Below are 19915 nucleotides of genomic sequence, written 5' to 3' on the forward strand. Positions count from 1 at the left end.
CGACTTGATCGCCCGCGAGGGCTCAGAAGGTGTGAAGATTTCGTAGCGAGGGCGCCGAGGTCGGGTCGAGCAGCGCAGCCGCACTCTGGTACGGCGAGCAGCGCAGGGCCGAGATCGATGGCCACAGTAGAAATATTCAAACCTTCTCAAGCAATCTTGTATTTGAAGTCCCCGTTCTTCGCCGAACTCACCTTGATCTTGCCAATCTGCGCCTCGTCCGCCATGCGCGTGAGCACCGCCTCGGCAATCTCCGGCAGCAAGGTCCCGTTGAGGATGTGATCGACGTTGCGCGCGCCCGAATCAACCTCGGTACAACGCGCCAACACCGCCTCGACCAGCGACTCGTCCCACTCGAACACCGCCTTGTGATTCACCGCGATGCGATCGCGAATGCGACCGAGCTTCAGCTCGATGATCTGCACCAGCACTTCGTCTGTGATGGGATAGAACGGCGCCACCTTCAGCCGCCCCAGAAAGGCCGGCTTGAACGACTTCATCAGCGCCGGACGCAATGCATCCGCAAGCGCATCGGGCGCGGGCAGCTCATCGCCGGACTTGTTGAGGCAGGCCTGCATGATCTGCGGCGAGCCGATGTTCGACGTGAGGATGATCAGCGTGTTTCGGAAGTCGATCTCGCGCCCCTCGGCGTCGTCCATCATGCCCTTGTCGAAGACTTGGAAGAACATCTCCATCACGTCGGGATGCGCCTTCTCGACCTCGTCGAGCAGCACCACGCTGTAGGGCGCGCGGCGCACCGCCTCGGTCAGCACGCCGCCCTCGCCGTAGCCGACATAGCCGGGCGGCGAACCCTTGAGCCCCGACACGCTGTGCGCCTCCTGGTACTCGCTCATGTTGATTGTGATGAGCTTCTTCTCGCCGCCGTAGAGGATGTCGGCCAGCGCCAGCGCGGTCTCGGTCTTGCCGACGCCGGACGGGCCGACGAACATGAACACGCCGCGCGGCTTGTTAGGGTCTTCAAGACGCGCACTGGCCGTGCGCACACGCTGGGCCACGGCCGCCAGCGCATGGTCTTGCCCGATGACGCGCTCGGCCAGTAGCTTGTCGAGATTGCGCACGGTGCGGATCTCGTCCTTCACCATGCGGCCGAGCGGGATGCCGGTCCAGGCCGAGACGATTTCCGCGACCACATGGCCGTCGACCTGCAAGGGCACCATCGGCGTCTCGCCTTGCAGCGCGCGGAGTTCAGTGAGCAATGCGTCCATCTGGCTCGGGGCAGCGCCGGCTGCGGTCTTCTTGCCGCGTGCAGAGGACTTGGGCGCCGTCGTCTTTTCAGCGGCTTTCTCGGCAGCCTTCTCAGTCGCGTCCACGGGCGCCGAAGCTGCAGGCGCCGCTTCCCTTTCCGCACGCAAGGCCCGGATCCGCTCGACCAGTTCGCCTTCCTTCTTGAGCTTGGCCTCGTAGTCCACCAGCGACGCCTGCGCCGCCGCCTTCTGCTCTGCCAGTTCGGCCAGTCGCGCCTCATGCCGGCCGCCCGCCACGGTGTCGCGATTGAGCGCAGCCGTCTCGACGTCGAGCCGATCGATCGCCTTCCGAGCCTCCTCGATCAACGCAGGCGTCGCGCTCTGCCCAAGTGCCACCTTCGCGCAAGCCGTGTCGAGCACACCCACCGCCTTGTCCGGCAACTGCCGACCGCTGATGTAGCGATGCGACAGGCGCACGGCCTCGGTGATCGCCTCGTCCAGCACGCGGATGTTGAAGTGCTTCTCCATCAGCGGCACGATGCCGCGCAGCATCGCGGAGGCCAGCGTCTCGCTCGGCTCCTCGACCTTCACCACCTGGAAGCGACGCGCCAGCGCCGCATCCTTTTCGAAGTATTTCTTGTACTCCCCCCAGGTGGTCGCCGCGATGGTGCGCAACTCGCCGCGCGCCAGCGCCGGCTTCAGCAGGTTGGCCGCATCGTTCTGGCCGGCCTGCCCGCCCGCACCGATCATGGTGTGGGCTTCGTCGATGAACAGGATGATCGGATGCGGACTCTTCTTGACTTCGGCGATGACGTTCTTCAGCCGGTTCTCGAACTCGCCTTTCACGCTCGCGCCGGCCTGCAGCAGGCCCATGTCGAGCGTGTGCACTTCCACACCTTGCAGCACCTTCGGCACATCGTTCGCGGCGATCCGCAACGCAAGGCCTTCCACCACCGCGGTCTTGCCGACGCCGGCCTCGCCGGTCAGGATGGGGTTGTTCTGCCGGCGCCGCATGAGGATGTCGACGACTTGTCGGATCTCCGCATCGCGCCCGATCACCGGGTCGAGCGCGCCATCACGCGCACGCTGCGTCAGGTTGGTGGTGAACTGATCGAGCGCCGGAGTCTTGCCGGGCTGCGCGCCCGCTTCAGTCTCTGTTGTCGGAGCATGTACCGATGATCGGGCAGCACTGGCATCGGCCGCCTCGTCCGACCCGTCGGTAATCTTGTCGAATTCGTGCTTGAGGTCTTCCAACCGGATCTTGGCGAACAGCGGCGACCCGCGTTGCGCGAGCTGCGACAGGTCGGGCTCGGTCAGCAAAGCGAGCAACAGGTGCCCCGATCGGATCGCCGTGACATGCGCATCCAGCGAGGCCAGCAGCCACGCATGCTGGAACAGCTTCTGCAGATAAGTCGAGAACACCGGCGTGCGCGTGTTGCCGTTCTTGAACGTGCCGATCTCCCGCTCCAGGTCGGACTGCAGCGCAGTCGCGCTGATGCGGTTGGCACGAACCACGCGCGCAATGTCGCTGCCCGGCTGCTCCAGCAACGCAAGGAACAGATGCTCCAGGTCGACTTCATAGTGCCCACGCGAAAGGCACAGGTTCGCCGCACGTTCGGTCGCGGCGCGAGCAGAAGGGTTGAGCTTGGTGATCAGCGTCTTGAGTGATGTGCTCATGGCTTTTTCTTCTGGGAGTTCAGGTATTCAGTGGATGCAGTTCGTACGAGGTGTCGCTGCGGTCCTGCGGTGCAGGGCGCGTGGCCAGGAAGCTGTCCCAGCCGAGATGGCTGCCCAGCGGCTCGTCGAGCGTGACCGAGCGAACCTCTTCCTTGGCCAGGATCAGCCGCACTTCGTATTCGACGGTGACCCCCGCCAGCAAACCGAGCATCTTTTCCAGCGCCTTCGCATGCGCCTTGCCGGGAAAGAAATCCCGAAACTGCTTGCGCTTGAGCGGGCCGATCCACAGCCGGATGCGCAGGTCACGCTGCCACACGCGCACACCCGCCAACGCGGTGTGGCCAAGCTGGATGTTGTTGCCGCCGAGTTGCGACATCTGCGATTTCGGCACGTCGTACCACTTGCCCAGAAACTGCTCCACGCGGATGCGGCTCTGGAAGTAGTCCGACAGCACCCGCTGCAGGTACACCGCCGACATCGGCCGGTGCTGCACCGCGGCGGCATAGCCCGCCACGCTCTCGTCGAACACGCGGCCATCGCCCTCACGCAAGGGCTGGCGCTGCGCCTTGTGTTCCAGGCCCGACAGCGAGAGCAACGCCGGCAGGTACGCCCGCGTGCGCTCGTGCTCGTAGTGCAGCGGCAGGCGGTACTTGCGCCAGGCCGCATAGAACAGCGCGGCGGCGCGGTTGGTGAAGATGTCGAGAAAGGCCCGCGCCGCGCTGTCGCGCTGGTTCTGCTCGCGCCGCTGCAGGATCTCGGTGTAGGCGATGGGCAGCGCGCCGGAACCGCCGAGCATGCCGAAGAACGCCGGCGTGATCTCGACCTTGTCGATCGCATCGGACTCGGGATGCGGCAGGCTTGCCCAGTCGCTGCCGGACACCGGCTCGCCCGCGGCATTGCGCAGTTGCAGCGCTTCGATCTCGCTAGGCGGGAAACCCAGGTTCAGCGAACTCCGGAAACGCATGCGCTGCGGCACCATGCGGTCACCGGGCACCAGTCGCTGGTGCACGTCGCGCTCCTGCCGCCGCAGCATCGCCAGCTCGAGGAGCCGCACCGCCTGGAAGAACTCGAAGCGGTAGGGCTCGCGCTCGAGTTGCTCGATTACAGCAGGATCGAATCGCCGCTGCGTGGCTTGCATCGCACGAGCTCCTCGTTGTCGCGGGACGACAGGATCACCAGCTGGGTGAAGCTGTTCAGGTGCACATAGAGCCCGAAGAAATGGTCGAGCACACGCGCGAATGCCTGCAGACTGCTGCCAACGAACCCGGCCTCGTCGACCGTGATGCGCAACTCGATGCCACGCACGAAAGTCGCGAAGGGCTTGCCCGGCAACCACCGCGTGGCGGGCTTCTGCTCGATGGCGACCAGCGCCTCGATCTGCCTGCTCGACACCGCCGTGCGGCCATGGTCATAGAGTCGCAGCATTTCCTTGAGCGCCGGCAGGCCGCTACCAACCAGCGACAAATGGTTGAGCGACAAGTGCGAGATCAGCCGCCAATGCGCGCCCTTGCCACGCGCCACGCGCTGCGTGCGGGTCGGCCGCCGCAGCAGGCGAATACCTGCCGCGACCGTATTGCCGTCCACGAACAAATCTCCGCCTGGCAGGCCAACCGCCATCCCATTGGGCACGTCGCGGTTGGTGCAGGTGATGTCGATGCTGAGCGTCTCGGTCACCGGTGCGGCGGGGTCGAAGTCGATGTCGACAATGGAGATCTCGGTCTCGTAGCCGGGACTCTTGCTGGCCACCAGCTCGTCGCGGCGGGCGAACCAGTAGTGCTCGGAATCCTTCGGCTGCTCGCCGTGGTGCAGCGAGTAGAACGGACGGAATTCGATGAAGGTCTTGCTCCCCGGCGTTTCCTTGACGATCGTGACCGAGTCAATGCTGTAGACCTCGTAGGCCGACGCATGCTTGGTATCGCCTAGCACCGGGTAAGCCGCAGCGGTGTGCGTTATGCGAATCGGATTGGCGGCCTGCTTGAACAGGTTGACGACCGGCGTGCAACCTAGCCGCAGGTTGCGGCTCGAGACGCCTTCCAAAAGGCGCGACACCGGCGAATCAGCACGCAGGTGGCGCATCACCCAATGCAGGGTCAGCGTACGGCAAGGGCCGACGGCTTGCATTGCGTTGCCCAGGTCGATGTCCACGAAATTGAACTTCTCCGGGAAGACGAAGTATTCGCTCAGCAAACGATAGGCCGGATGCGAACGCGCGGGGAGTTCGATGAGCGCATCCTTCTCGTCGAAACCGACCTCGTGCAGCAGCTCACCCTTGACCGGCGTCCACTTGCCGCTGCGATTCGGCTCGACGAACACGGCGGCGGTCTTCAGGAACATCGCGTCGGCGACCGCCATGGCGAGCGATGGCTCTGCATCGATGAACACGCGAAGCTGATCGAGCCCCAGCTTCTGCAATGAGGTCTGCTCGCCCACCAATTCGATCGTGACCGACAGGCTGGCGGTCGCGTTCTTCGGCAGCGTCACATGCAGGGGCGGATTGACGACCGAATGAAAGACCGCATCGGCGATCTGGACCGGCGCCAACGTCACGTCATAGGCCGTCCGGAAGCAGCAGGTGACGCCTTGCATCGGGCGCGACTTCAGGACAGCGCCTCGCTCGATGGTCACGCCCGTGCTCAACTTCGCAACGGCCTCGCTGGTGTCGAACTGCGCGATCGTACACGATGGAAACGCGCGCAGGTAGTGCGGATAGAGGATCTCCAGCAGCGCTTCGGTGAACTCGGGATAGTCGTCGTCGAGCTTCTTGCTGATGCGAGACGTCAGCAACGCGAAGGACTGGATCATCCGCTCGACGTGCGGGTCTTCACTGTTGTCCGAAGGCATCGCCAGCCGTGCCGCGATCTTCGGATAGTTGTCCGCGAACTCCTGCGAATAGCCGCGCAGGAACGCCAGCTCGCGCTCGTAGAACGGCAGTAACTCTTCCATGATTTATTGGTAGTTGCGGGCCTTGCTGGCCCCACGGGTCACGGAATATTGAAGGGTGGTCGGTTGCAGGAGCGCATCGAAATTCACCGGCTCCTTCATGGCGGGCAATGTGAGCAAGGCAGAGATACTGAAATACAGGACGCTCGTGTTGGACTGACCGTCGAGCTCCAGCTTCACTTCGACGTTCTTCAATCGCGGCTCGTGCCGGCCGATGGCCAATTCGATCGATCTGCAGATGAAGGTGCGGTCGTTGAAGCTGGCCAGACTGCGCCCGGAAAAATCATTGAGCCCGTAGGTGAGGACCGAACTCTTGCATTGGTCCAAGCCTTCGAGCATCTGTTCCGTGAACACCATGCGCGTGTTCAGCAAGGTCTCGAGGTCACGAGCCACCACGTTCTTCATATCCTCCAGCGAAAAATTCCGCAACGCTGGCGAAGCTGGTCCGCGACGATCGTCGTCAAACAGCTTGTCGAGCAAGCCGGGTTCGAACCCCATCATTGTGTTTATTCCCGCGTTCAGGCGATAGCCGCGAGGCGGCAAGCCCAAAAAAGAACCGCGGCAAATGCCGCGGTTCTTGCCTGCAGATCAGACTCAGACCGAATAGGTCTTGTCGTTCTTAGTCAGGCTCCAGGCGCCTTGCGAATTGCCGCCCTGGTTGCCGCCAATCTTCTGCTGGATGTACTTCCACTGGACAGCGGCGTACTTGAGCGAGAAGGATTCGCTCGGCACGCCGGTTTCGACGACGCTCGGGCTCACGCTGGCGATCAGCACGTACTTGAGCTTGATCTCCAGGTACTTCACGCGCTTGCCTTCGCCGTCGGCGCGGTAGAACTCGATCGTGACTTCGTCGAAGGTGCTGCCGCCCGAGGCATGCTGGTACAGCAGCGGGCTGACAACGTCCATGTCCTTCGTGAAGATCATTTCACCGTGTTCGCAGCGCTCTGCGGTGTGGCCACCGGCGGTGGAAGCAGTTGCCGAACGCGGCTGGACGATGGTGTGGTGCCAGGTGTTGACCTCGATCCAATCCTTGTGTTCATGATCCTGCGACTCGCCCTTGATGGCCGGGCTACCGAATTTGACGTAAATGTCTTTCACTCTTACCTCTCCTGCTGAAGTTTTTGATTACGAAACAACCAACACACTGACACCGTACAGGCAAGCCACCACGGCTTACTTGTTGACGGACTTGGGAAGATCCGCCACGAGCCGTAGCGAAATCGACAATTCATCAAGCTGAAAGTGCGGCCGCAGGAACGCGACCGAACGGTAGACACCCGGCTTGCCGGGAACCTCGGATACCTGGACCGAAGCTTCACGCAGCGGAAACTGCGCCTTCTGCTCCTGCGACGCGTTGTCGTCGAGCAGCACGTACTGCGAGATCCAGCGGTTCAGGAACTGCTCGACGCTCTGCGACGATGCAAAGCTGCCGATCTTGTCGCGCATCATCGCCTTCAAGTAGTGCGCCACGCGCGACACCGAGAAGATGTACTGGAGCTGCGCCGACAGCACGGCATTGGCATTGGCGCTGTCGGTGTTGTACTTCTTGGCCTTTTGCAGCGACTGGGCGCCGAAGAAGGCGGCGTAGTCAGAGTTCTTGCAGTGCACGAGCGGAATGAAACCGAGGTCGCTCAGTTCCTTTTCGCGACGGTCGGTGATCGCGATCTCGGTCGGGCACTTCAGTGCGATATCGCCGTCATCCGTCTTGAAGGTGTGCGTGGGCAGGTCCTCGACCAGGCCACCGCCTTCGACACCACGAATGGCTGCACACCAGCCGAAGTCATCGAACGCCGCCGTCAGGCGCGTCGCGAAGGCCCAGGCTGCGTTGCACCACAGGTACTTCGAATGGTCGGTGCCGTCGACGTCCTCGACAAAGTTGAAGCTGTCGACGATCGTGCCTTCCTTCGGGTCGTACGGCAGGCGTCCCAGGTAGCGCGGCAAGGTCAGGCCGACGTAGCGCGAGTCTTCGGAGTCGCGGAAGGACTTCCACTTGGCGTATTCAACTGTGTCGAACACCTTGGCCATGTCACGCGGCTTGCCCAGGTCGGAGAAGGTCTCCAGACCCAGCAATTCCGGCGATGCAGAGCTGATGAAGGGTGCATGCGCAGCAGCGGCAACGTGCGACATCTGCTCGAGGAAGTACATGTCCTCTGGCTGACGGGTGACTTCGTAATCGCCGATGATCGCCCCGAACGGCGCACCGCCAAAGGTGCCGAATTCTTCTTCGTAGATCTTCTTGAACATCGAGCTCTGGTCGAACTCGATGGCGGACTTGAAGTCGCGGACCAGGTCGCGCTTGGTGGCGTTCAGCACCTTGATCTTGAGCATCGAACCCGTGGGCGTTTCCTTGACCAGGTAGTCGAGGCCGCGCCAGGTGCTTTCGAGTTTCTGGAACTGCGGCGCATGCATCACGGCACTCAGTTGGGCCGAGATCAGGCGATCGAGGTCCGCCACGCGGGCGTCGATCATGGCCGAGACGTTGTCGGAAACGATGACAGACCCATCGAGCACCTGGCTCACCAGCTCACCGATGATGTCGCGGGCGCGGGAGTGTTCGGATTCGGACTTCGCGACCTTGCTCTGGTCGACGATCTGGTCGAGCAGGCTGGTGGCGGCCTGTGCGTTGTCGGCGAATGCCGCTGCTTGTGCTGCGCTCATCGGTTCAGCCTACTTTCTTCTTCGCGGCGTCCTTGCCCAGGCGCTGCAATTGTTCGGTGTTGCCGAGCACGTCGGCCAGCAGGTCTTCGAGCTTGCCGTTGCCAGCCATCTTGTTGCGCAGGTCGGCCAGCTTGGTACGCGCGTCGAGCAGCTTGCGAAGCGGCTCGATCTGGTCGACAACGGCGTCAGGGGAGAAGGCATCCATCGACGTGAAGGTCAGGTCCACCTCGAAGCTGCCGCCGCGCGCATCGAGCTTGTTCTCGACCTGGAATGCAGCGCGCGGTTGCACGGCCTGCATGACGTCGTCGATGTTGTCGCGGTCGACATTGACGAACTTGCGATCTCTCAGCTTCGACTGGTCGATGCGCGACTGGCCGGCCAGGTCGGCGACCACACCCACGACGAACGGAAGCTCCTTCTGTTCGATGCCGTCACCGATCTCGACGTCATATGTGAGTTGCACCCTCGGGGGACGCACTTTTTGCAAGCGCTTCTGGACGCTTTGTCTTTTGGTAGCCATGGATTTCCTCCCTGCAAGAAACGCAGTTACTTCAACGCATCGAATGGATTGCCGCCGCCGCTCGAACGGGCTGCGGGTGCCGCGGCAGGTGCGGCCTTGGCGGGTGTCACGGGCTTGACGGTCGTGGCAGGCGCGGGAGCAATGGAAGGTCCCGAAGCCGCCGCATCCGCGGACGGCGCGGAAGGCGCTTTTGCGGGCTTGAGAGGCCGCGGCCGACGCACCGGCGTCGTGGTGCGCGCTGGCTCCGTCGCAGGAACCAGCACCGAGGTGCCCAAGGTCTCGCGCAGGAGTTGCGCAAGCCGTTGCGCATCGGCAGTTGTATCGCCGCTCACCGAACTGTCCTTGCGCAGGTCCTCGAGCGACCGGGCCGCCAGGCGAAGGCCGCCCACGGCCGTGACGCTCTTGGCTTGCCGGTTGGATGGATCGCGCTTGAGTGTTTCTTCTGCCGCGACGATTGCGAGGCTGTAATTGCCCTGCGCAAAGTGGATCTGGGCGATGCGTGACCAGGGTTCCCCGCGGCTGGGGTTCTGGGTCGCGATTTTCTGGTACAGGCCGATGGCGCGTTCCTTGTCGCCGGCCTTGTCCCCTGCCGCGGCCAGGTCGGCTTCCGCCATGCTCTTGCTGAATTCCTCGGACGACTGCGCCGCAGCGGTTGTCGTCGGCGGATTGACGCAGCCGGTCAAAAGGCCGGTGGCGATAGAAAACGCCACCAACGCACTGGCAATGTGCTTGTTGTTCACCACTACTCCCTGAAGTCTTCTGTTTTGTCGGAAAGGCCCATCGCCTTTTCCGGTCCGGCCGAACGATACTACAAATTGCTTACGGGTCGCCCACGGCACGTACCAAACATGAGGGAGAAATACACGATGCGGACTCGATCCGTCACGCATGCGGCCTCGCCGCAGTGCAAGTCAGCGCGCGCCACGCGATACCGATTCCTTGCGACGCTGCTGTGTGCAGCGGTGTTGGCGGGCTGCGCATCGCCGGTGGCCACACTGGGCACCGTCGCCAAGGTCGCGCTCGAAGTCAGCGGCCTGACCAAGCCCGAGTTGCCCGAGATGCAGAAGCCGCCACGCAAGGTCCCCGTCTCGATCGCGACCGGGAACAACCTGAATGCCGGAGACAACGGGCGCCCCTTGTCGGCAGTGATGCGCATCTACAAGCTGAAGGACACCACGGCGTTCTACCAGGCCCCTTTCGATGCCTTCGTCACTGCGGGTCGCGACAAGGCCGCTCTTGGCGACGACCTGATCGAAAGCCGCGACATCACGCTCATTCCGGACCGGCAATTCAACCTGAGCGAGATCTTGCCGCGCACAGTCAACGCGATGGGCATCGTGGTGCTGTTCCATTCTCCTGGCGGGCAACGATGGCGGGTCGCCTTCGATGCCGCCGAGGCGGAGAAGACCGGCGTCGTCATCGGCGCGCACGCCTGCGCGCTCACCGTCACGCAAGGCGCCGTGCTCGACATCCAGGGTCATGGGCAGAGCGAGCCGCCGCGCAACTACAACAGACTCGCGCAGGTCAACTGCAAGACCTGAAGTTCCGGGGTCGCATGAGATACTGCGACCGTTTTTTCGCCGCGCCAAGGGAGCCATACCCGTCGCGGCAAATGTTTTTCAAGGGAGTGATTCGTCGTGAGCTATGCCGCCAAGGTTCTCTGGGGCGAGGGTCTGTTTCTGCGCCCTCAGCATTTCCAGCGTCAGGACGCCTACCATGAGGCGCGCCTTCACAACACCGCGCAATCGCTGCATCCGTACTACTGGGGCGTTCGCTCGTTCAGTTTCGACCTGGACGCGTTGGCCAGCGGCATGCTGCGCGCGTCGGAGCTGTCAGTCGTGTTCCCCGATGGCGAGCCGTATTCGGCGCCGCATGTGGACAAGCTGCCGCCCCCGATCTCTCTCGACACGCTGAGCCCAGGCCAGAACGAGATCACCTTCTACCTAGTGCTCCATCCGGTTCGGGAACTCGGGCACAACTACAAGGAACCTGAAGAGAGCGCATTCGCCACCCGCTATGTCAGCGACGCGACGCAATGCCCCGATCTCTTCACCGATGCGGTCAACGCCGAAGTGGTCTACCTGCGCAAGAGGGTGAAGTTGCTGGCCGACTCCGAGCCGCGCGAGCAGTTCGTCTCGATTCCGGTGGTGCGCATCCGGCGCACGGCATCGGGCGGCTTCGAGCTCGATCAGTCCTTCGTACCGCCATGTATTTGCGTGGATACATCGCCCACCGTCTACCAGCAGTTGCGCCGTCTGCTCGACGTGCTGCAGGCCAAGGTCAATTCGCTCTACGGCATCCATCGCGAGCCGAGCAAGAACATCATCGAGTTCCGTTCGGGCGACATCGCCTCGTTCTGGCTGCTGCACACCGCCAACTCGGCGTTCGCGTCGCTGTCGCATCTCTTTCGACATCCGGCGCTGCACCCTGAACGACTGTTCCAGGAGCTGTTGAACCTCGCCGGCGCGCTGATGACTTTTGCCAAGACCTACACGCTGAACGACCTGCCCACTTACGACCACGAGAAGCCCGGCGCTGCGTTCGCCGAACTCGACCACATCATCCGCGACCTGCTCGACACCGTGATCTCGACGCGCTACTTCGCGATCACGCTGACCGAGACGCGCCGCGCTTTTCACATGGGCCGGCTCGACTCCGGCAAGATCGACGAGAAGACGGTCTTCTACATGGCCGTCACCGCCAGCATGCCGGCGGCGGAATTGGTCGAGGCCGTGCCCGCGCGCTTCAAGATCGGCGCGCCGGAAGACGTCGACAAGCTGGTGCTCTCCGCCATGCCCGGCGTGCGCCTCGTCTACGCGCCGCAAGTGCCGCCTGCGATTCCGATCCGCGCTGGCGCTTGCTACTTCGCGGTCGACACCAAGAGCCCGCTCTACGAGCGCATGCTGCAAGCGCAAAGCGTCGCCATCTACGCGCCGACCGGCATTCCCGACATGCAACTTGAACTGATTGCGGTGACATCGTGAGTACCGGGAACGATCACCCCAAGACAGCACGCACCGCAGCGCACAGCACAGAGGCTTCGATATGAACACCACGGCACGCCCGCCCTCCCTTTTCGGCGATGACGCACCGCCCACGGGATTCACGCCCGCCGGCGCCCTCCCCGGCCAGGACTCATCATTGCTCGACATCCTGTACGACGGCTTTGTCATGCTGTTCCTTATCAAGAAGAAGCAGCAGCCGGCACAGGCCGAACAGTTCCTTGGCGGCATCCGCAGCTATCTCGCGGAGTTCGAGCGCAATGCGCGCAAGCTCGGCGCCGGTGCCGAGGAAGTCCACGCCTGCAAGTACGCGTTCTGCGCCGTCGTCGACGAATTCGTCCTGGCGTCACCGGAGTTTGCGATCCAGCCGGAATGGGAACGCCGGCCGCTTCAGCTCGCACTGTTCGGCGACCAGATCGCCGGCGAGAACTTCTTTCACATGCTCGAGGCGCAACGAGCCCAGGGCGCGTCACGCGTGCAGACGCTCGAGGTGTTCTACATGTGCCTGCTGCTCGGCTTCCAGGGCAAGTACATCCTCGAAGGCCCTGAAAAGCTGGCCTACCTCACCGCCCGGCTGGGGGACGAGATCGCCAACATCAAGGGCAAGCGCACGCCCTTCGCACCGCACTGGCCCTTGCCCGACAAGATCGCGCACACACTCAAGCGTGAGGCGCCGCAGTGGGTCGTGGCCTCGGTGTTCTCGCTGATCGCCCTGGTCGCGTTCATCGGCTTGTCCCTTCACCTGTCCAACACCACGCAATCCGCACTGGAACGCTACCAGGACATCGTTCGACTGGGCCCGCGCCAGGCCAACCTCACGATCTCCCTGCCCTGACGACTGCTGAAACCATGCTTGACCTCGACGCGCTGCTTGCCCCGATCGCCGGCCCCTTGCCTTGCGGCTCGGACATGCTCTTCTCGCCCCAGTTTGATGCGATCCAGAACGCGCGCCTGCAGGATGACCCGACGCTCGAGCAGGGCGACTGGGTGATCGATCTCAAGGAAGCCAACTGGCCCTTCGTCATCGCCGAGTCGCAGAAGCTGTTGACCGAATCCACCAAGGATCTCCGGCTCGGCGTCTGGCTCACCGACGCACTGGCCAGCCGCCAGGGCTTTGCCGGATTGAACGACGGTTACCGCTTGCTGACCGGCCTTTGCGAGCGTCATTGGGACGACCTGCATCCGCAAGCCGAAGACGGCGACATGGACATGCGCTTTGGCAGCGTCAGCTGGCTGGCATCGCGTTCCATCGAGCTGGTGCGACGCGCGCCCATCGTGAACGACGGAAAGGTCTCGTACGGCGTGCACGCCTGGGAGCAAGCCCTTGCCCTGGACCAGGCCGTCAAACGCACGCCCTCCGACGGCGACGAACTGACGCGGGGCAAGATCACGACCGATCAGTTCGACCGCGTACGTCGCGCGACACCGGCGAAGTTCCTGCAGGCGGTGCATGCCGACCTGGTCGCCTGCGAGTCGTCCGTGAAGCGCTTCGAGCAAGTCTTCGACGCGCGCACTGACTCGAACGGGCCGAGCTTCTCGCGGGTCAAGGATACCTTGGAGTCCACGCGCGCCACCGTGGAGCGCTTCGCGCGCGATGCCGGTGTTGCGCTGGGGCGCGTCGCCGTGCCGCCTGCGCCCATCGCCAGCGACGAATCGCTGCAACGCGTCGAGCGCATGCTGTCAACGCCCATCGGCGAAGCGCCTGGCGCGATGATCGCCCCACAGCGTGGCGGCATTCACACCCGGGCGCAGGCTATCGCGCAACTCAACGAAGTGGCCAACTTTTTCGAGCGCACCGAACCGTCCAGCCCGACGGCCTACATGGCCAAGAAGGCTGCGGCATGGGCCGACATGTCATTGCATGCATGGCTGCGCAACGTGGTCAAGAACGAGCAGGAACTCGCGCAACTGGAAGACCTGCTCGGCGTAAGCGGGCAGGCGGCACAAGAGGGCCGCTGAGTCCGCCGGCGCGCTGTAGCGCGCTGGCGAAAAAGGCACCGATCAGCTCATGACTCTGCGTGGCGTGGCACGGACCTCGCCCCTTGAGTCGTTCAGCGCCCGAGTCTGAACTCGATCCGCCGATTGCGCGCGCGACCCGCCTCCGTGTCGTTGCCCGCTACCGGCTGGTCCGGTCCGACACCGCTGGTGCTCATGCTGGCAGGATCGATGCCCTTGCCCACCAAATAGCCCTTGACCGCCTCGGCTCGCGCCTGGCTCAATGCCAGGTTCGAGGCGCGGTTGCCGGAGTTGTCGGTATGGCCAATGATCGCCACCGACTTGTTGCTGAGCTTGGCCAGCGCCGTCGCCATCTCGTCCATGATGGCTCGCCCTTTGGCGGTGAGCGTTGCGCTGCCGACTTCGAACTCGACGATACGGTTGCCCAGCACCTGGTCCACCACGACCTGCTCGGAGACCGGTACCCGCAGGCTGTTCTTGATGGTGTAGGTCGGGTTCAGCGCGCTGGCCATGTCGCTGACGATCTTCTGGCGCAGCGCTTCATTGCCGACTTCCCCCTGCGCAGTGATCTGCGTGCCCACGATCTGCAATTGCCCGCGGTGGATCTGCTTGAGCGAAGGGTTGAGCAGTTTCTGCACGTTCGCCGACCAATTGGCCGGCGTTCCGACAGAGCTGACGACCTCGATCCGGTCGACCACGTTGGCCGCGCCATAGACCTGTCGCAGAGCGGCGATGACTGCAGCGCGCGTTGCCTCGTCGGGCACATGGCCGCCCGCCACGACCTGCTCGGTCTTGCCGGCGCCACCGCCCTGGCTTTCGATGTTCGCCCCCTGCGCAGGCCCGGTGGCAGGCGCTTGCGCCTGGGCCAGCGGCGACAACGCAAGGACCCCGGCCCATGCCAGGACGCGCAACGACGCGATGTTCAATTTGCGCATCTCAATCCCCGATGAAGACTTCGCGAAACGCGGACAACACGATCTCGAGCGGCAGCTGCGGCTGCTCGAGATAGCTCACCAGCTTGTACATCGCGTAGTTGCTGTGAATGCTTTCCTCAACCCATTCCGGGTTGTCGATCTCGATGTTCTGCTTGGCATGGACGTGCAGGTGCAAGACGCTTTGCAGCGTCCGCGGCGACAGGCCGTTGAACCCGATGATCAGGCGCGGCAGCCCGCTGATGGCAGAGACGCAGAGCACCAGTTCAAAGTCCGCCTTCGCGAAGAACCGGGTCACGATGTCGAGCCAGAACGTCGCCACCATCGGTTGGAGGAACGGATCGCGCGGCAACGGCAAGGTCAACCCCTTCTCCAGATGCGACACCGTGCTGGCCATGACGGGTTGGAGCAGCAGCCCCAGCGCCAGCGTCATGCGCCGCAATGACACCTTGTGTCCGTCGAAATTGAGCGACTGCTCGATGCGCAGCAGGCTGTAGTCGCGAATGAAGTCCTGGTAGGTCACGTGCGCAGCGGAGCCCTTGAAGGCGGTCTCGACGTGGAAGGACTCGGTCTCGAGGCTGCGCAGGTCGGTCTCGATGTCGCTGCTGGTCGCCAGCTCGCCCACACGTCGCGACACCCGGTCCCACCACGGCTGCAGCAGTGCCGGGGCGCCGCTCATGAAGTCGATGGCCTTGTCGACATCCAGCGGCACCGCCACCAGGAACGGGTAGCGACGCGACGACTCGTCATGACTGGGCCGCACGTGGCCCGCAATCGCCAGCCGGCTGCGCGAGCCGAGGCAGACGAAATGCAGTGGCGCCGCATCGTCGTAGATGAGCTTCCAGCGCGGATCCTCGGACAACAGTTCCATGCCTTGCGACAGCCAGTTGTCGAGCACGCGCAGCAGTTGCGGGTTGTAGATGCCCTTCACGAAATCGCCGCGCATCGGCAGCTTGCCGAAGTAGGACATCTGCTGGGCCTGGAGTTGCAATTGGCTCATTGGGTGACTCCCTGCGTTGTTGCGCCGACCGACACTGGTACCGGCGCAGCTCCACCCGGCGCGAAGGCCGCGGGGCCTGCAGCGGCCACGGTCGAGGGCAGCGTGACGCCGCGCAGGCCCCTGCCTTGCGGCGAGTCGGAGCCACTGGCCCCAGCCTGCGCGCTCTGGATCAGCCGCAGCTTCACAGAGACGGAGGCTGCGCCCTTGGCCCAGGTCAACTCGAAACTGCCGTCAGGCAAGCGCTTGCGCTGCGCGGTGGCAAAGAGCTTTTCCAGCCCGAAGTTGCCCGGCTCGTTGATCAACTCGACCGTCGTTCCATCGAAGGTCACGGCCGAGATCTTCGAACCCGGCGTGCCCTGCGCATTGGGCCAGACGAAGTTGGACCATTGCGGCGGCGTATTGCGGTAGCGCAGTTGCTGGCCGTCGATCTCGATCACGTATTCGGTCAGGCCCGATGACGGCTGCGGCAGGATCTGGAACAGGGTCTGCGGCTGGGCTGCTGCCGCGCCTCCGCCAGAAGCTGCGCCCCCGGCCAGCGGCGCGACCCATTGCGCAAAGCCGCCCACGAACTCAGGATTCAGGCGCAAGCCCTCATCGCCCCAGGTGCGTGCCGACAGCAAGTCGCCACGCCGATTGACCAGCGGCCCCATCGTGGTCGCCACGAACTTGCTGATCGCGCCTTCCGGCCCGAACACCTGCGCAATCTCGGCCGGCGCAGCCTCGATGGTGGAGCGGGCGGCAAACGGGTACTTGGTCGCCAGCGACTGCTGGAACAACTGCTGGACCTGTGCGCTCCAGACCTTGTTCAGTTCGACCGCCGTCGGCTGGATCGTCACCGCATACGCGCTCAGCAGCGGACGCACCAGCAAGGGCCGCAAGGCCTGGCGCTGCGAAGGGTCCATGCCGGTCAGCATCTGCTCGTCCACGTACTTGAGCGCGTCGGCCAGTTCGGAGCCATTGCCGTCGAGCGTCTGCTGCATCAACTGGCGTGCGCCCGGGCCGGGGTCGCCCTGGTTCTTGATCTGGTTAAAGCGCGTGCGCAGCTTCGACAGCGAGCCCAGATAGCCTTTCAGCAGCGAGGTGTTGTCGCGTTCCACGACGATGCGGCCGACGCCCGCGAACTCCTTGCCCACCGGCCCCATGGGAATCTCGACCGGGTTGCTCGTATCGACGTTGACGTTCACGTTCAACTGCGACGGCGTGGCGCGCGAGAACAGGCCCTTGACCCATGCGACGGCGCCGGTCTTGGCCTCTTTCAACCCGGCATTGACCAGCGACGGGTTGTCCCACGAGGTCTGGTCGTAGACCGTGTTGAACACCTTGCGGATCGGCGAGTTCTGCGGGTCGCCCAGCACGTTCATCGCGCCGACGGCCTGGTCGAAATTGGCGAGGTCGCGCACGGCAATGCCCTGCAAGAAGCGTTTCCACTCCTTCGCGTATTCGAGCTTGTACATGTTGACCAGGGTCTTGCGGATCTGCTCCGGGCTGCCCTCGAGCGTGAGGTCGTCGTTGCTGGCGACGTTCAGCACCCAGTCCTTGTTGGAGGTCTCGCGATTGGCCGCGTCGCGAATGGCCTGATCGACGTATTGCTGCCAGGCTTCGCGGGTGAAGGCGCCGGAGATCGCCGTGCTGCCCGCGATGACTGCTCCGCTCTCGGCCGTGTTGCTGCCGCCGATGATGCGTGACACGGTCATCGGTGCAAAGCGGGTGGATGCGCGCGCCTTGATCTCGGCGTAGACGCGCTCACGTGCCGGCATGCCGCGCACCACATGACGCAAGGCATCGCGCGTTTGCTCGACCGCCGTGAGGTTGATGTCCGTGAGCACCGGCCAGTTGTCGTCGCCAACGCGGCTCAAGTAGAAGCTGATCGCGCGCTCGGCGTCGCGGATGACCTGCTGGCGGGTCATGTCGCCGCGGTTGGCCTCGAGCCAGACGCGCCAGAAACGAGAGATCTGGTCGGTCAGGTGCGCCGTCTCGACATGCCGCTTGTCGGCCAGCATGAGGTAGGTCTTGAGGGCGTTGTACGTGTCCTGGACATCGGTGGGCGATGAGCCGGCATAGAGGCCGCCGGCGTCGACAGGCCGCGGGATCGCCCGGGTCGCGACGACGGGCGTCGCCGTTGGCGCAGTGCCATCGGCATTCGGCACGACGGGCTTCTTCAACGATTCCGGATGCGCGTTGACCTCTTTCAGGAAAGCCTGCAGGTTCTCCGATACGGGTGCCAGCATGATCTGCTTGATGCCGCCGTAGTACTCGGACAGCAGCTTGTCTTCCAGCGTGTTGCCTTGGTAGAGGCCGAGCGACAGCGCGAGCGGGCGATCGTTGCGGAATTTCTCGAGTTGCTCGATCCGGTCCTGCAGGATGCCCAGGCTTTCGAAGCGCGCCTTGAGCCCGGGCCCGCTGGCCTGCAGCTTGCCGACCTTGTCGAGGTCGGCCTGCACGTTCTCGACCAGTTGCCCGTTGCCCAGGTAGGACCAGGTCCAGCCGCCCAGCATCAAGCCGAGCGCAGTGACGAAGCCGAAGAAGACCAGGTAGCGCAGCCGCGTCTTGAGCGGGCTGGAGAACTGCCGGACGGTCTTCTTGTCGGCGAAGATGACCTTGGAGAACAGGTCGCGCAGGAAGAATCCGTTCTGCGAATACACCTCCCTCGCCTTGCTCGCCGGGTCGGTCAGCCGCAGCCCGAAGCGTGACGCGATGCGTTCGGTCGACAGGCTGCGCAGCGTGCCTTCCTGCAGCGCGCTGGTGAAATAGAAGCCGCGGAATATGGGCTTGTACTGGAAGGGATTGCTCTCGAACAGCGTGGCCAGGAACGCGCGCAGCGCCGGCTTGGTGGCGGCGAACTCCAGCGGGAAGATCAGCAGTTCGGGCGACGGATTGGTGTTGCGACGCGTGGCGATGTGGGCCACGCTGATTTCCTTCAGGCCGGTGTAGAGCTCGTCGAAGCGCTTGTCGAACAACGCGACCGCGTCCTGCTTCTCATCATGCTCGTAGGGCAGCGTCGCGCCCCAGACGCGGTCGCGCTCGACCTTGTCGCTGTCACCGAAGAACTCGGCAAAGCCGGTGATCAGGTCGGCTTTGGTGAACATCACGTAGACCGGCGCGAAGATCTCGAGCCGCTCGGTGAGTTCCTGCACGCGCTCGCGCAGGCTCTTGGCCAGTTCGATCGCGAAGTCGGGCCGGTTGCCGATCAGTTCCGGCACACTGGCCGTCACGATGATGCCGTTGATCGGCGCCTTGGGCCGGTACTTCTTGAGCAGGTCGAGGAAGCCGAACCATTCCTTGCGGTCTTCCTGGTGCACCGAGTAACGGCCGGCCGTGTCGAGCACGATGCCTTCGGTGGTGAAGAACCAGTCGCAGTTGCGCGTGCCGCCGATGCCCTGGATGACCGCGTTGCCCTTTTCGGCAAAAGGAAACTGAAGGCCGGAATTAAGGATGGCCGTGCTCTTGCCGGCGGCCGGGTTGCCGATGACCATGTACCAGGGCAGTTCGTACAGGGCTTCGTTGCCGGAGACCTGGCCGATCTTGGAGGTCTTGATGGTCTTGACCGCCGCGATCATGCGGGCGCGCAACGCTTCGATCTCGGCACGTCGCGCGGGGTCGGCAATGGGCGTGACCGGGGCAGTTTCGTCCTGGTGCTCCAGCATGTCGCCGAGCTCCTGGTTGGCCTTCCGCCTGCGCCAGCGGCGGATCAGCCAGACCACCAGCCAAATGGCCAAGGCCACGGAAAACGCGGCCACGGCATAGATCAAGGCAAGCTCGAGCTGTTGCGCGCCCAGGAACAGGACCCCGGCGAGCGCCAGGAATCCGATGACGGACAGCGTGCGCGTGTCCAGCAGGAAACTGAAGAAGCGACTCATGACTCAGCCGTGCCGCGATGCGGCCGTAATCACGGCAAGGCGCGTGCGGCCCGGAGCCGCGCACATGGCGCAGCGGCTGGATGATGATGTCGATTGGTTGGCGGACGCGGCGTCGGAGACGCCGTGACAGTCAGATCCATCGCCCGGCACGTTGTGCGGTCGATTCATTTT

The 19915-nt window shown here is 63.8% G+C and carries 15 protein-coding genes; 4 read left to right on the top strand and 11 right to left on the bottom strand.

Annotation, left to right across the window (positions count from 1 at the left end; genetic code table 11):
• Positions 1-146: 146 nt before the first annotated feature.
• From tssH to WKW82_RS06125, 8 genes are all read right to left on the bottom strand, one after another.
• Complete coding sequence (tssH, locus tag WKW82_RS06090; protein ID WP_340341350.1) at positions 147-2879, bottom strand: type VI secretion system ATPase TssH; 2733 nt, start codon at positions 2877-2879, stop codon at positions 147-149.
• Between the two features lie 19 nt (positions 2880-2898).
• Positions 2899-4017: a type VI secretion system baseplate subunit TssG gene (gene tssG, locus WKW82_RS06095; RefSeq protein WP_340341351.1), complete on the bottom strand. Its 1119-nt coding sequence runs from the start codon at positions 4015-4017 to the stop codon at positions 2899-2901.
• Positions 3981-5822 carry a type VI secretion system baseplate subunit TssF gene (gene tssF, locus WKW82_RS06100; protein WP_340341352.1) on the bottom strand — a complete coding sequence of 614 codons (1842 nt, stop codon included), beginning with the start codon at positions 5820-5822 and terminating at the stop codon, positions 3981-3983. The genes tssG and tssF overlap by 37 nt, the downstream gene beginning before the upstream one ends.
• 3 nt (positions 5823-5825) lie before the next feature.
• The gene (gene tssE / locus WKW82_RS06105; RefSeq protein WP_340341475.1) at positions 5826-6320 is read right to left on the bottom strand and encodes a type VI secretion system baseplate subunit TssE; all 495 of its coding nucleotides are present in this window, start codon (positions 6318-6320) and stop codon (positions 5826-5828) included.
• Positions 6321-6413: 93 nt separating this feature from the next.
• On the bottom strand, positions 6414-6917 hold the full coding sequence (locus WKW82_RS06110; RefSeq protein ID WP_340341353.1) for an Hcp family type VI secretion system effector: 504 nt from the start codon (positions 6915-6917) through the stop codon (positions 6414-6416).
• 75 nt (positions 6918-6992) lie between these two features.
• Positions 6993-8477: a type VI secretion system contractile sheath large subunit gene (gene tssC / locus WKW82_RS06115; protein ID WP_340341354.1), complete on the bottom strand. Its 1485-nt coding sequence runs from the start codon at positions 8475-8477 to the stop codon at positions 6993-6995.
• Positions 8478-8481: 4 nt separating this feature from the next.
• Positions 8482-8997, bottom strand: coding sequence for a type VI secretion system contractile sheath small subunit (gene tssB / locus WKW82_RS06120; RefSeq protein WP_340341355.1), 516 nt, complete (start codon positions 8995-8997; stop codon positions 8482-8484).
• Positions 8998-9023: 26 nt separating this feature from the next.
• Positions 9024-9737 (bottom strand): tetratricopeptide repeat protein, encoded by a 714-nt coding sequence (locus WKW82_RS06125; protein ID WP_340341356.1) that lies wholly within the window; start codon positions 9735-9737, stop codon positions 9024-9026.
• 126 nt (positions 9738-9863) lie between these two features.
• On the opposite strand from WKW82_RS06125, the gene tssJ reads away from it, so the two are divergent.
• From tssJ to tssA, 4 genes are all read left to right on the top strand, one after another.
• A complete protein-coding gene (tssJ, locus tag WKW82_RS06130) occupies positions 9864-10538 on the top strand; it encodes a type VI secretion system lipoprotein TssJ (RefSeq protein WP_340341357.1) in 675 nt (224 codons plus the stop codon).
• A gap of 96 nt (positions 10539-10634) precedes the next feature.
• Positions 10635-11981: a type VI secretion system baseplate subunit TssK gene (tssK, locus tag WKW82_RS06135; RefSeq protein ID WP_340341358.1), complete on the top strand. Its 1347-nt coding sequence runs from the start codon at positions 10635-10637 to the stop codon at positions 11979-11981.
• 61 nt (positions 11982-12042) lie between these two features.
• On the top strand, positions 12043-12834 hold the full coding sequence (gene icmH, locus WKW82_RS06140) for a type IVB secretion system protein IcmH/DotU (protein ID WP_340341359.1): 792 nt from the start codon (positions 12043-12045) through the stop codon (positions 12832-12834).
• Between the two features lie 14 nt (positions 12835-12848).
• A complete protein-coding gene (gene tssA / locus WKW82_RS06145; RefSeq protein WP_340341360.1) occupies positions 12849-13958 on the top strand; it encodes a type VI secretion system protein TssA in 1110 nt (369 codons plus the stop codon).
• 92 nt (positions 13959-14050) lie between these two features.
• On the opposite strand, the gene WKW82_RS06150 is transcribed toward tssA, so the two are convergent.
• Genes WKW82_RS06150 through tssM form a run of 3 tightly spaced genes read right to left on the bottom strand, consistent with a single transcriptional unit; the run spans position 14051 to position 19744 of the window.
• Positions 14051-14890 (bottom strand): OmpA family protein, encoded by an 840-nt coding sequence (locus tag WKW82_RS06150; RefSeq protein ID WP_340341361.1) that lies wholly within the window; start codon positions 14888-14890, stop codon positions 14051-14053.
• A 1-nt stretch (position 14891) separates the two neighbouring features.
• Positions 14892-15887, bottom strand: a complete 996-nt coding sequence (tagF, locus tag WKW82_RS06155; protein ID WP_340341362.1) for a type VI secretion system-associated protein TagF — start codon at positions 15885-15887, stop codon at positions 14892-14894.
• On the bottom strand, positions 15884-19744 hold the full coding sequence (tssM, locus tag WKW82_RS06160) for a type VI secretion system membrane subunit TssM (RefSeq protein WP_340341363.1): 3861 nt from the start codon (positions 19742-19744) through the stop codon (positions 15884-15886). The genes tagF and tssM overlap by 4 nt, the downstream gene beginning before the upstream one ends.
• Positions 19745-19915: the final 171 nt, after the last annotated feature.

Origin of the sequence: Variovorax rhizosphaerae (assembly GCF_037889975.1) — a bacterium.
GTDB lineage: Bacteria > Pseudomonadota > Gammaproteobacteria > Burkholderiales > Burkholderiaceae_C > Variovorax > Variovorax rhizosphaerae.